12 protein-coding genes are annotated in these 11735 nt (G+C 72.2%); 5 read left to right on the top strand and 7 right to left on the bottom strand.

Going from position 1 to position 11735, the window contains the following annotated elements; all coding sequences use genetic code 11:
• Positions 1-11 precede the first annotated feature (11 nt).
• The gene (locus ACFY30_RS14130; protein ID WP_390845455.1) at positions 12-401 is read right to left on the bottom strand and encodes a hypothetical protein; all 390 of its coding nucleotides are present in this window, start codon (positions 399-401) and stop codon (positions 12-14) included.
• Positions 402-610: 209 nt separating this feature from the next.
• Here ACFY30_RS14130 and ACFY30_RS14125 point away from each other — a divergent pair, with 209 nt between their 5' ends.
• Positions 611-802 (top strand): hypothetical protein, encoded by a 192-nt coding sequence (locus tag ACFY30_RS14125; protein ID WP_390845743.1) that lies wholly within the window; start codon positions 611-613, stop codon positions 800-802.
• A gap of 26 nt (positions 803-828) precedes the next feature.
• Here ACFY30_RS14125 and ACFY30_RS14120 read toward each other — a convergent pair whose 3' ends face one another.
• Entirely contained in the window at positions 829-1707 is an 879-nt protein-coding gene (locus ACFY30_RS14120; RefSeq protein ID WP_390845454.1) for a prohibitin family protein, read from the bottom strand.
• A gap of 111 nt (positions 1708-1818) precedes the next feature.
• Complete coding sequence (locus tag ACFY30_RS14115) at positions 1819-2271, bottom strand: MarR family winged helix-turn-helix transcriptional regulator (protein ID WP_390845453.1); 453 nt, start codon at positions 2269-2271, stop codon at positions 1819-1821.
• Positions 2272-2394: 123 nt separating this feature from the next.
• Here ACFY30_RS14115 and ACFY30_RS14110 point away from each other — a divergent pair, with 123 nt between their 5' ends.
• The gene (locus tag ACFY30_RS14110) at positions 2395-3417 is read left to right on the top strand and encodes an NADP-dependent oxidoreductase (RefSeq protein ID WP_390845452.1); all 1023 of its coding nucleotides are present in this window, start codon (positions 2395-2397) and stop codon (positions 3415-3417) included.
• A gap of 117 nt (positions 3418-3534) precedes the next feature.
• On the opposite strand, the gene ACFY30_RS14105 is transcribed toward ACFY30_RS14110, so the two are convergent.
• Complete coding sequence (locus ACFY30_RS14105; protein WP_390845451.1) at positions 3535-4689, bottom strand: serine hydrolase domain-containing protein; 1155 nt, start codon at positions 4687-4689, stop codon at positions 3535-3537.
• 249 nt (positions 4690-4938) lie between these two features.
• On the opposite strand from ACFY30_RS14105, the gene ACFY30_RS14100 reads away from it, so the two are divergent.
• A complete protein-coding gene (locus tag ACFY30_RS14100) occupies positions 4939-5727 on the top strand; it encodes an EI24 domain-containing protein (RefSeq protein ID WP_390845450.1) in 789 nt (262 codons plus the stop codon).
• The gene (locus ACFY30_RS14095; RefSeq protein WP_390845449.1) at positions 5724-6338 is read left to right on the top strand and encodes a LysE family transporter; all 615 of its coding nucleotides are present in this window, start codon (positions 5724-5726) and stop codon (positions 6336-6338) included. Before ACFY30_RS14100 ends, ACFY30_RS14095 begins: the two co-directional genes overlap by 4 nt.
• 38 nt (positions 6339-6376) lie before the next feature.
• Here the strand turns inward: ACFY30_RS14095 and ACFY30_RS14090 are convergent, their stop codons facing one another.
• A complete protein-coding gene (locus tag ACFY30_RS14090; RefSeq protein WP_390845448.1) occupies positions 6377-6940 on the bottom strand; it encodes a TetR/AcrR family transcriptional regulator in 564 nt (187 codons plus the stop codon).
• A 123-nt stretch (positions 6941-7063) separates the two neighbouring features.
• On the opposite strand from ACFY30_RS14090, the gene ACFY30_RS14085 reads away from it, so the two are divergent.
• Positions 7064-9487 (top strand): beta-glucosidase, encoded by a 2424-nt coding sequence (locus ACFY30_RS14085; protein ID WP_390845447.1) that lies wholly within the window; start codon positions 7064-7066, stop codon positions 9485-9487.
• A 78-nt stretch (positions 9488-9565) separates the two neighbouring features.
• On the opposite strand, the gene ACFY30_RS14080 is transcribed toward ACFY30_RS14085, so the two are convergent.
• Together ACFY30_RS14080 and ACFY30_RS14075 are read right to left on the bottom strand one after the other, a co-directional pair.
• Positions 9566-10543, bottom strand: coding sequence for an aldose epimerase family protein (locus ACFY30_RS14080; protein WP_390845446.1), 978 nt, complete (start codon positions 10541-10543; stop codon positions 9566-9568).
• Between the two features lie 15 nt (positions 10544-10558).
• Positions 10559-11455 (bottom strand): SGNH/GDSL hydrolase family protein, encoded by an 897-nt coding sequence (locus tag ACFY30_RS14075; RefSeq protein ID WP_390845445.1) that lies wholly within the window; start codon positions 11453-11455, stop codon positions 10559-10561.
• Positions 11456-11735 lie beyond the last annotated feature (280 nt).

Below are 11735 nucleotides of genomic sequence, written 5' to 3'. Positions count from 1 at the left end.
GTCAGGGCTCCTCAGTGGTCGTAGGGCCAGGGGCAGCCGAGTCCCTCGGCGCGTCCGCGGCTGCCGGCGATCACCCGGGCGCAGGCCGCCGGATTCTCCCCGGCCGGCCGCCGCAGAGCGGCGGCGGCCTGGATCCCGGGCGGGGTACCGTCGTCCGGGACGGTCCAGCGGAAGAGGAGCGGAACCCCGTCCGGCGTCCCGGCACCGAGCCCCGGCCGGTACCGGAGAGGGACCTCGGCGTTGTCCGGGTCCGCGAATCCGGTACTGATCCAGCCCCGTTCCACCAGCCCCTTCCTGATGAGACGGGCCAGGGTGCGGGCCGGCCAGGACCAGGCCAGGCCGGCCTCCGCCCGGGCGATCCCGGCGTCGTCGGCGGCGTCGAACCGGGCGGGGGGAAGCACGGGCGTGCTCCTCCCTACGCCCGGCGGCGGTGGCCGCCGCCACTCCTCCCAGACCACCTGGTCCCCGTCCTGGCGGACGCTCTGTCGACGGATCGACCGGGAACCGGTGCCGGGCCGGCGGATGTGTGCGACGGCGGGGTCCGAGGCAGGACAGGACGCACAGGACCCGGGACACACACCGGGAAGAAGAGGAAGAGGACAGCGTGGAGATGCTCGCCCTGGCAGGTCTGCTCGTGCTCGTCGTCGGCGGATGCGTCTGTGTCGTGTGGGCGTCGCGCGGCGGCCCCCGCTGGGTTCGCGCGGTGGCCGCGGTGACGCTCGCCGCGGGTGAGGCGCTCCGCGCGCTGGACAGCAAGGGCCGGCGCTCGAACTCCGGCGACCGGTCGGGCTCGGACGAGTAGGTGAGCCCGGCCGGTGTCGACGGGCCCTAGTCCTTGCCGGTGTCGACGATCACCGGTGTGCCGTTCGAGTCCGTGCCGCACGGGACGGCGTACACCGGGTTGGCCTTGGCGGCCTCCTTGTAGGCCTCCAGGCACTGGTTGTAGAGGACCTTGTCGCTCAGCGAGCGCTCGATGATCTTGTTGGCGCGGGCGATGCCCTCCGCCTCGATGCGCTTGCGCTCCGCCTCCGCCTTGGCCGTACGGGCCGCCTCCAGGGACCGCTCGGTGGCCTGCTCCTGCTGGATCTTCTTGTCGATCTGGTCCTGGAGCTTGTCCGACGGCTTCACATTGCGCAGGTTGACCGCGGTGACGTCGATCCCGCGCGGCGCCAGACGCTCCTTGACCGACGCGGCGATCTCCGCGCCGATCTGCTCGCGGGCGGAGGCGTAGCCCTCCTCGCTGGTGTGCTTCGCGAAGACGTTGCGGATGATCTCGCGGCTGTCCGGCAGCACCAGCCGCGCCTGGACGCCCTCCGCGGTGCCCGCCAGCCGGTACAGCTCGACCGCCTTCGCCGGCACCACCGCCCACTTGATGGTGACGTCCGCGTACAGCACGCCGCCCTGCGAGGAGCGGACCTCGACCACGTCCTTGTCATAGAGGTTGAGGTCGACCGGACGGGTCGAGAAGGACGTGACCTCGGTGAACGGCGACTTGAACTGGATGCCGGAGGTCATCGGAGTGCCGACCTTGCCGAAGGTCACCGGCACACCGACCTCGTACGCGCTCACGACGTGCACGCACGAGAAGACGCCGAACAGCACGCCCCCGAGGGCGCCGAGTGCCGCCCCGATCCTCCAGCCACCGGTGCGGCCGCGGCCGACGAAGAACAGCGCGACCGCCGCTATGAGCAGCAGAACGGACAGCACGAACACAGGAATCCCCCTCCGGAAACGAACGCGCGCCACGTCGGGCGCGACGCGGGGCGCAGCGCATCGTAATGGGCGTGATCCCGGAGCGGTACGCCGTTCGACGCGATGTCAGACGCTGTTCGCCTCCGACTCCAGCATCCGCCGCAGCAGCCCCCGCAACACCACCCGCTCCTCCTCCGCGAGACCCGCCAGCGGCTCGCGTGCGAAGCGCAGCGACTCGCGCAGGCCCTTGGCGATCCTGCGCCCCTCCTCCGTGGCCGCGGCCAGCTTCACACGGCGGTCGGCCGGGTCCGGGCGGCGCTCGACCAGGCCCCGGGACTCCAGGCGGTCGACGATGCCGGTGACGTTGGACGGCTCGCACTTCAGCTTCTGGGCCAGCTTGCGCATGGGCAGCGGTTCGAGGGAAAGGAGGCTCAGGAGACGGGCCTGGGCGCCGGTGAGGGCGTGGTCGGAGGCCGCCTCCTCGTAGTCCTCGTAGAAGCGGGCCACGACCTCGCCGATCAGCTCGACGACCTCCAGGGTCAGGGCGTCGGGGAGGGGGGTCCGGGGTGAGGTGGGCATGCGAGCCAGGGTACCCGTTTACTTGACATCATGAAATATTCAGGCGCATGGTTGTTTCAGGTGATGAAACATCTGGGACGCCAGTCCCGCCAGAGCCGCAGTACGTCCTAAGGAAGAGCCCTCATGTCCGAGACCCCCACGCTCCCCTCCGTCAGCCGCGAGTGGCGTCTGCTGAGCCGCCCCGTCGGCTGGCCCGAGCCCGAGGACTTCGAGCTGGCCGAGGCGGAGATCCGGCAGCCCGGCCCCGGTGAGGTGCTCGTGCGCAACGCCTATGTCTCCGTCGACCCCTACATGCGCGGCCGGATGAGCGCGGCGAAGTCGTACGTCGCCCCCTTCGAGCTGGGCAAGGCCATGCAGGGCGGGGCGGTCGGCGAGGTCGTCGCCTCCGGCGCCGACGGCATCGCCGTCGGCGACCACGTCCTGCACTTCGGCGGCTGGCGCGAGTACGCCACCTTCGACGCCAAGCAGGCCGTCAAGGTCGACCCCGGGGCCGCGCCCCTGTCCACCTACCTCGGCGTACTCGGCATGACCGGCCTCACCGCCTACGCGGGCCTCCTGCGCACCGCCGCCTTCAAGGAGGGCGACGCCGTGTTCGTGTCCGGCGCCGCGGGTGCCGTCGGCAGCCAGGTCGGGCAGATCGCCAAGCTCAAGGGCGCCTCCCGCGTCATCGGGTCCGCCGGGTCCGACGACAAGGTCAAGCTCCTCGTCGAGGAGTACGGCTTCGACGCCGCCTTCAACTACAAGAACGGGCCGGTGAGCGCCCAGCTGCGGCAGGCCGCTCCCGACGGTGTCGACGTGTACTTCGACAACGTCGGCGGCGACCACCTCGAAGCCGCCATCGGCTCCCTCAACCAGGGCGGCCGCATCGCCGTCTGCGGCATGATCTCCGTCTACAACGACACCGAGCCCGCTCCCGGCCCCCGCAACCTCGCCCGGCTCATCCAGACCCGCGGCCGTATCGAGGGCTTCCTGGTCGGCGACCACTACGACCTGCAGCCGCAGTTCGTCCAGGAGGTCGGCGCCTGGATCCGCTCGGGCGAGCTGAAGTACCGCGAGACGGTCGTCGAGGGCATCGAGAACAACCTGGAGGCGTTCCTCGGCGTCCTGCGCGGCGACAACACCGGCAAGATGATCGTCAAGCTCTGACCGCGCGGGACACCGGCCGCACCTCGGCGGCACCCGGGCGTGACGCCGCCCGGCCCCGCTCGTTGCGCACGGCGAAGGCCGCACCCCTGGACGTGGGGTGCGGCCTTCGCCCGTACGTCACCCGGCGGCGAGCGCCGCGCCGTGCACCGCCGCCACCAGCCGGCCGTTCTCCGGCGCCGCCCCGCCCGGGAACGCGAACCGGCGCCGGGTGTACCCGTAGGCCAGCCCGCTGCGCGGATCCGCGAAGGCCTGACAGCCGCCCGCCCCGCTGTGCCCGAACGCCCCGGCGCCCAGGAAGGGGTGCCAGATGTCCGCGGTCGCCTGGAAACCCAGGCCGAACGACTTGTGGGCGCGGGCCACCAGGTCGTACCCCACGGAGTGGAACTGCCCGAACTCCGCCGCCGTGTCCTCCTTCAGCAGCGGCGCCTTCCCGTCCAGCTCGCTGATCGCCGCCGCGTACAGCCCCGCCAGCCCGCGGGCCGAGGCGACCCCGCCCACCGAGGCCGGCCCCTTCGCCCGGATCCGCGGGTCGTTCGGCAGGAGTGCGAGGTCGGTGGGCTCGGCCGCGTGCCGGTTGAAGGCGATCGAGGCGAGCGTGTGCGGTCCGGCCGGCAGGGAGTCCAGCAGCGCCCGCTGCTCTGCCGTCGGCGCCATCGGCAGGGCGGTGCGGAAACGCGGCTCGTGCACGGCCGGCAGTCCCAGGAAGAGGTCCAGCCCGTACGGGGCGCGCACCCGCTCCTCGTACACCTCCTGGAGCGTACGGCCCGTGGCCCGCCGGACCACCTCGCCCGTGAGCGCCCCGATCACCAGCCCGTGGTAGCCGAAGGCGGTGCCCGGGCGCCAGAACGGCCGCTGGTCGGCGAGGCGTTCGGCGATCTGCCGGTCGTCGGCCAGCTCCTGCGGTGAGAAACCGGTGTCGGTGCCGACCACTCCGGCCCGGTGCGCGATCAGCTCGCGCAGGGTCAGCTGGCCCTTGCCCTCGGCCGCGAACTCCGGCCAGTAGTAGGTGACTTTGCGGTCCAGTTCGAGGGTGCCGTCCTGGACGAGCAGCGCGACCACCAGATGGGCCGCGCCCTTCGTGGACGAGTAGACGCCGTACAGGGAGCCGGCGTCCGTGTCCGGTCCTGCCCACAGGTCGACGACCCGCCGCCCGTGCACATACGCGCACAACTGACCCTCGTAGTCCGGCCGTTCCTCCGCGACGAACGCGGCGAACTCCTCCCGCACCGCCTCGAAACCGTCCGCCACGGTGCCATGGATCTCCGTCGTCATCCGTTCCTCCTCGAACTCAGCCGCCGGCCGTGCTCCGCAGCTCGTGGGGCTTCCGTAGATCGGTACGGCGAGGTGTACCCGTTCGACTCAACTGCACCGGCCGAGGGTTGGTGTCACCGATGCCCCGGATGGCCTACGGAAGCCGCTGGAAGCGGGGCTGCGGGGGCACCGCGGGCGGCCGGGGCCGGCCGGGGACGCAGCGGCCTGCGCCGTCTCGGCCGGCGTGCACACGACCGATAGAGTTCGGCCATGCGAGATCTCGGGGTGGGCTTCCAGTACCTGCTGCAGGGCCAGCGTTGGGTGGCCAGGAACGGCAAGCAGTACGGCTTCGGGCTGCTGCCCGGCCTGATCACGCTCGTGCTCTACCTGGCCGCGCTCGTCGCGCTCGCCGTGTGGGGCACGGACTTCGTGGCATGGGCGACGCCCTTCGCCGACGACTGGTCGAGCCCCTGGCTCGGGCTCTTCCGCGGCTTCCTGGTGGCCGTGCTGTTCGCCCTGGGTCTCCTCCTGGCCGTCCTGACCTTCACGGCCGTCACGCTCCTCATCGGCCAGCCCTTCTACGAGAGCCTCTCCGAGCACGTCGACCGGGACGTGTCCCCCGACGGCACGGCCCCCGAGTCCGGGCTGCCGCTCTGGCGCGAACTGTGGATCTCCGCCCGCGACAGCCTGCGCATCCTGGTCCGGGCCGTGCTGTGGGGCGTCCTGCTCTTCGCCCTCGGGTTCGTCCCGCTCGTCGGGCAGACCGTGATCCCCGTGATCGGCTTCTTCGTCACCGGCTTCTTCCTCACCGAGGAGCTCACCGCCGTGGCCCTCCAGCGCCGTGGCGTCGACCTGCGCGCCCGCCTCACCCTGCTCCGCTCCCGCAAGGCCCTGGTCTGGGGCTTCGGCACGCCCCTGGGGCTGGCCTTCCTCGTCCCCGTCGTCGCGGTGTTCCTGATGCCGGGCGCGGTCGCGGGTGCCACCCTCATGGCCCGTGACCTCCTCGGCGAGGAGATGCGGGACGAGGCAGGTGTGCCCGAGGAGGAACTCACGGCATGACCGAGACACTCGCCGTCGCCGTCATCACCGTCCTGGCCGTGATCGCCCCTGGCGCCGACTTCGCGATGATCGTCCGCAACAGCTACCTCTACGGCCGCCGCACCGGAGTGCTCGCGGCCACCGGAGTCGCCGCGGGCGTCCTCGTGCACGTCACGTACACGATGCTCGGCGTGGGCCTGCTGATCGCGTCCTCCACCGTCCTCTTCACCGTCATCAAGCTGACCGGCGCGGCCTACCTCGTCCACATCGGCGTCCGCACCTTCCGCACCCGCGGTCAGGTCGAGGTCGACCTGACCGGCAGGACGGAGCTGACCCCGCTCGCCGCCCTGCGCACCGGCTTCCTCACCAACGTCCTCAACCCGAAGACGACCCTCTTCGTCGTCTCCACGTTCTCCCAGGTCGTCAACCCCGGCACGCCCGTCGCCCAGCAGGTCGGCTACGGCCTGTTCATGTCGGTGGCGCACCTGCTGTGGTTCGGCGTCGTCGCCGTCTTCTTCTCCCACGACCGGATGCGCACCCTGATGCTGCGCGGCCAGCGGGTCCTCAACAAGGTCATCGGCTCGGTCCTGGCCGGCCTGGGCGTCAGCCTGGCCCTGGCGCCCTCGCACTGAGCGCCCTCGTGCCTTCGCGCTGAGCGCCCCGGCCGGTCTCAGTCCACCGGCTCGCCCAGCAGCCGCAGGAAGTCCCGGAACGCCCCCGGCATGTCCACCGACCCGGGATCCAGCAGCCACTGGTACTGCAGCCCGTCCATCACCGCCACCAGCAACGGGGCGGTGCGCTCGGGCGTGAGCCCGTTCGGCAGGCGCTCGCCGTACTCGGTGCGCAGCACCGCCACCATGCTCTGCCGCACCCGGGTGTACCGCTCGGTGAAGTACTCCCGCGCCGGGTGCCCCTCCGTCACGCTCTCGCCGAGCAGCGCCGAGAAGGTCTGGATGATCGCGGGCCGCATCGCGTTGTACTCGACGAGCGAGGCCAGCAGGTCGACCCGCCAGCTCGTGTCGGGGACGGCGTCCCACTGGTCGCGTTCCTTCAGGACGGCCACCAGCAGCGCCTCCTTCGTGGGGAAGTGGTGCAGCAGCCCCTGCTGGGTCAGCCCGACCCGCTCGGCCACGGCCGCCAGGCTCGCCCCCCGGTAACCGCGTTCGGCGATCACCTCCAGGGCCGCCCGGACGATCTCGGCCCGCCGCTCCTCGCTCCTGGTTCTGGCGCTCATGCCCGTCACGGTACGGCATCCGGCCCGCTCGATATAACGGCGCGATAACGAAACCTACCGTTCTACAGGTGACCGATGCACGATGGGAGACGTTGCGCAGGCACTCAACGAGGAGGCACCGCCATGGCGGGAACGGAAGAGGCCGTCGAGGCGGCCCTCGGCAAGCTCGACCTGGACGCCAAGACCCGGCTGCTGGCCGGCCGGGACATGTGGTCGCTGCCCGGGCTGCCCGAGATCGGCCTGGCGCCCCTCGTCATGTCCGACGGCCCCATCGGCGTCCGGGGCGTGCGCTGGACCGCCGACGACCCGTCCGTCGCCCTGCCCTCCCCGACCGCCCTCGCCGCCACCTGGGACCCGGAACTCGCCCGCCGCGCGGGCACCCTGCTCGCCCAGGAGGCCCGCCGCAAGGGCGTCCACGTCCTGCTCGCCCCCACCGTCAACCTCCACCGGTCCCCGCTCGGCGGCCGCCACTTCGAGGCCTACAGTGAGGACCCGTACCTCACCGGCCGCATCGGCAGCGGGTATGTGACCGGCGTACAGGAGGGCGGCGTCGGCACCACCGTCAAGCACTTCGTCGCCAACGACGCCGAGACCGACCGCTTCACCGTGAACAACCTGGTCGGCGAACGTACCCTGCGCGAGCTGTACCTCGCCCCCTTCGAGGCCATCGTCGAGAACGCCCGCCCCTGGGGCATCATGACCGCCTACAACACGGTCAACGGCACCACCATGACCGAGCACCACCACCTGGTGAACGAGATCCTGCGCGGGGAATGGGGCTTCGACGGCTTCAACGTCTCCGACTGGATGGCGGCCCGCGACACCGTCGGCGCCCTCCGCGGCGGCCTCGACGTCGCCATGCCCGGCCCGCGGACGGTCTACGGCGAGGCCCTCGCCCGGGCGGTCCGCGACGGCCGGCTCCAGGAGCGCGAGGTCGACGAGGCCGTACGCCGCGTCCTGCGCCTGGCCGCGCGGGTCGGCGCCCTCGCGGACGCCGAGCCCGCCGCCACCGAGGCGCCCGCGCCCGTCGACGGCGAGGCCCTGGCCCGTGAGATCGCCCGCCGCTCCTTCGTCCTGGTCCGCAACGAGCGCGCCGCCCTGCCCCTGAAGCCCGGCACCGTCGCCCTCGTCGGCGCCGCCGCCCGCGACGCCCGTGTCCTCGGCGGCGGCTCCGCCACCGTCTTCCCGGCCCGGGTCGTCTCCCCGCTGGACGGCCTCACCGCCGCCCTCCCCGAGGGCACCCTCACCTACGCCGTCGGTGCCGACCCCACCACCGAACTCGCGGTAGCCGGCAAGGGGTTCGTGCTGCGGGCCGTCTGCCGGGACGCGTCCGGCCGCCTGCTCGGCACCGGGTCCGCGCCCAACGGCCAGATCCAGTGGATGGGTTCGGACCTCCCCGAGGGCGTCACCCACGACACCCTGCACACCGTGGAGCTCACCGGCACCTTCACCCCGCGCGAGAGCGGCCCGCACTCCTTCGGCATCAAGGGCACCGGCGCCTTCACCCTCACCGTCGCCGGGACGACGTACTTCGACGGCCCCCAGCTGCCCGCCGACGCCAGTGACCCCTTCGAGGCGTTCTTCGGCGCCCCCGTGCCCCGCGCCCAGGTGGAACTGACCGCCGGCACCCCGGTGGAGGTCTCCCTCACCTACGTCTTCGCGCTCCCCGAGGACATCCCCTTCAAGGTCGTCGCCTTCGCCCTCGCCCACCAGGAGCCGCAGCGCGACGAGGACGAGCTGATCGCCGAGGCCGTCGAGGCCGCCCGCGCCGCCGACACGGCGGTGGTCGTGGTCGCCACCACGGACCGCGTCGAGTCCGAGGGCTTCGACCGGGGGGACCTCACCCTCCCCGGCCGCCAGGACGACCTCGTCCGCGCAGTCGCCGCCGCCAACCCGAACACCGTCGTGGTCGTCAACTCCGGCTCCCCGGTCGAACTGCCCTGGCGCGAGGACGTCGCCGCGGTGCTGCTCACCTGGTTCCCCGGCCAGGAGGGCGGCGCGGCACTCGCCGACGTCCTCACCGGCGCCCACGAACCGGGCGGCCGTCTCCCCACCACCTGGGGCTCCCTCGCCGACGCCCCGGTCACCGAGGTCGTCCCGGCGGACGGCGAACTCCCTTACACCGAAGGCCTGTTCATCGGCTACCGGGCCTGGGAGAAGGAGGGCAGGACACCGTCGTACCCCTTCGGCCACGGCCTCGGCTACACCGACTGGACGTACGAGTCGGCCGACGTCACCGGCGCCACCGTCAGGGTGCGCCTCCGCAACACCGGCGAGCGCGCGGGCCGCGAGGTCGTGCAGGTGTACCTGGCGCCGACGCGGACGGCGCGGCCGGAGCTCGACCGCCCGGCCCGCTGGCTGGCCGGCTTCGCCGGTGTCGAGGCCGGCCCCGGCGAGACCGCCGAGGTCACCGTCGACCTCCCGCGGCGCGCCTTCGAGGTCTGGGACGAGGCCGCCCACCGGTGGGTCTTTGTGAAGGGTTCGTACGAAATCCAGGTCGGACGCTCGATCGCCGACCGCAGGATCACCGCGACGGTTAACGTCTGAGGCGGGAACTCCTCACCCCGTGAACAGCCCCGGTCCGGGACCTGACCCCTGGACCGGGGCTACACCCTCCACCGCCGCCTACCGCACCGAGAAGGCGTACACCGTCTCCGACCGGTAGGTGCCGCCCGGCCGCAGCTCGGTGCTCGGGAACTCCGGGCGGTTCGGGGAGTCCGGGAAGTGCTGGGTCTCCAGCGCGACGCCCTGGCACGGCACGAACGGCTCACCCAGGTGGTCCGCGGTGTACACCTGGACGCCCGGCTCGGTCGTCGACACCGTCAGCACCCGCCCGCTCCCCGGATCGTGCAGCTCGGCCACCTCCTCCGGCGCGGCCGTGACGCCCTTGTCGAGCACGAAGTTGTGGTCGTACCCCGAGCCGGTCTTGCGGGCCGTGCGGAAGTCGAAACGGGTCCCCGCCACCTCGGCGAGCTCACCGGTCGGAATCAGACCGGCGTCCACCGGGGTGTACCGCGAGGCGGCCAGGCGCAGTTCGTGGCCCCCGGCGTCCCCGCCGTCCCGGCCGCCCAGGTTGAAGTAGCTGTGGTTGGTCAGGTTCACCACCGTCGGCGCGTCCGTGACCGCCTCGTACACGAACCGCAGCGCGCCCGACGCGTCCAGCGTGTACGTCGCCGTGACCTCCAGCCGGCCCGGGAAGCCCTCCTCGCCGTGCGGGCTGACCCGGCTCAGCCGCAGGCCGTGCTCGACCGGCTCCACGTCCCACACCCGCTTGTCGAAGCCGCGCGCCCCGCCATGCAGGGAGTGGGGCGCGTCGGTGGGCTCCAGCGCGTACGTCACCCCGTCCAGCGGGAAGCGGGCGTGTGCGATCCGGTTCGCGTACCGCCCGATCAGAGCGCCGAGGAACGGCTCCGGATGCGCGAGATAGCCGTCCAGGCCGGCGAACCCCAGCACCACGTCCGCCGTCCGCCCGTCCCGGTCCGGGACCTCCACCGACTGCACGATCCCGCCGTAGGACAGCACCCGCACCCGGGTGCCCGACCGCTCCAGGGTCCAGCGGTGCACGGGGGTGCCGTCGGAAAGTGTTCCGAAGTGTTCACTCATGGGCGAAACCCTAAGTCACGTGACCGGCTCGGTGACTCTCCGGTACGCGATCTCCGCCAGCCGAGCCTGTCCGTTCACGCTCGGATGGAACCAGTCCCAGTGACTCAACTGATCGGTTCCGAACCGGAAGTCGTACACCGCGCCGCCGTCGAACCGGCACCGCGCGTCCTTCGCGCAGACCTCCTTCAGCACCCTGTTGTAGTCCTCCACCCGCTGCTGCACGGTGTCCCGCCGCGCGGTCGCCGCCGCGTCCAGCGCGTCCGCGTCGCCCAGCATCGAAGGACAGATGCCCAGCTTCCAGATCTGCTTGCCCAGCGCGTTGGTCCGTCCCTGCGACCACAGCCGCTTCAGGTTCGGCACGCTCGCCACATACACCTGCGCCTTCGGCAGCGACCGGCGCAGCGTGCCCATCGCGTCCTCGAACCCGCTGCGGAAGGCGGCCACCGACGTCATCGCCGCAGGCGACTCCCGGCAGGCGTCGTTCGCCCCCGCCATCACCGTCACGAGCTGCGGTTTCTCCGCCGCGGCCTGCGTCATCTGGCCCGCCAGATCCGCCATCCGGGAGCCGGTCACGGCGTAGTTCCAACTGTGCGTGGCGGCCTTTGACGCGCCCAGCAGCCGTACGGCGAGGCTGTTCACCTCGGCGCTGGCGCCGGTCGCCCAGGACGCCGCGGGGCAGTCCTGCAGGACCGTACAGGCGTCGAAGCCGCGGGTGATGGAGTCGCCCACCGCCGCCATCGACACCGGGCTCGTGTCCCACAGCGGTGCCTGGGAGGCCTTCGCCCGCCGCGCTCCCGCGCCCGAGGTCCCCGGGTCGTCACCCCCGCCCAGCGCGTCGCAGCCGGCCAGGCCCAGGACGGCCGCGCTCGTGACGGCGAGCACCGCCCGCACCCGCCGGTTTCGCTTCCGCATCCCCTGGTGATCCCCTCGCTCCTCGGACAGACGGCCCCACCCATGACAACGCACAGGAGTTCCCGGCCGCCCCCGCCACCCGTCCGGACGGCGACCGGACAGGACCCACAAGAGGGAACGCTTCCCACCCGTCCAGGCGTCCTGCCGAGTGAAAGGCGGACGTTCACGGCACCGGGACCGACGGTACGTCACACTCCTTGCGCCGCCGCACGGTAGCCTCGCCATCAACGCGGCTGCCCCGACACCGCCGCCATGCCCGCCTGCAAGACTGTCCCGCTCT

Source organism: Streptomyces sp. NPDC000345, from assembly GCF_042898825.1.
Taxonomy (GTDB): Bacteria; Actinomycetota; Actinomycetes; order Streptomycetales; family Streptomycetaceae; genus Streptomyces.
Note: the sequence above shows the minus strand (reverse complement) of the source record. Positions and strands in the feature narration are given on the sequence as shown.

Coding starts and splice junctions, on each gene's coding strand:
- ACFY30_RS14080 (WP_390845446.1), bottom strand. CDS start 10,543: ATGAGTGAACACTTCGGAACACTTTCCGACGGCACCCCCGTGCACCGC.
- ACFY30_RS14100 (WP_390845450.1), top strand. CDS start 4,939: ATGCGAGATCTCGGGGTGGGCTTCCAGTACCTGCTGCAGGGCCAGCGT.
- ACFY30_RS14125 (WP_390845743.1), top strand. CDS start 611: ATGCTCGCCCTGGCAGGTCTGCTCGTGCTCGTCGTCGGCGGATGCGTC.
- ACFY30_RS14110 (WP_390845452.1), top strand. CDS start 2,395: ATGTCCGAGACCCCCACGCTCCCCTCCGTCAGCCGCGAGTGGCGTCTG.
- ACFY30_RS14105 (WP_390845451.1), bottom strand. CDS start 4,689: ATGACGACGGAGATCCATGGCACCGTGGCGGACGGTTTCGAGGCGGTG.
- ACFY30_RS14090 (WP_390845448.1), bottom strand. CDS start 6,940: ATGAGCGCCAGAACCAGGAGCGAGGAGCGGCGGGCCGAGATCGTCCGG.
- ACFY30_RS14085 (WP_390845447.1), top strand. CDS start 7,064: ATGGCGGGAACGGAAGAGGCCGTCGAGGCGGCCCTCGGCAAGCTCGAC.
- ACFY30_RS14075 (WP_390845445.1), bottom strand. CDS start 11,455: ATGCGGAAGCGAAACCGGCGGGTGCGGGCGGTGCTCGCCGTCACGAGC.
- ACFY30_RS14115 (WP_390845453.1), bottom strand. CDS start 2,271: ATGCCCACCTCACCCCGGACCCCCCTCCCCGACGCCCTGACCCTGGAG.
- ACFY30_RS14095 (WP_390845449.1), top strand. CDS start 5,724: ATGACCGAGACACTCGCCGTCGCCGTCATCACCGTCCTGGCCGTGATC.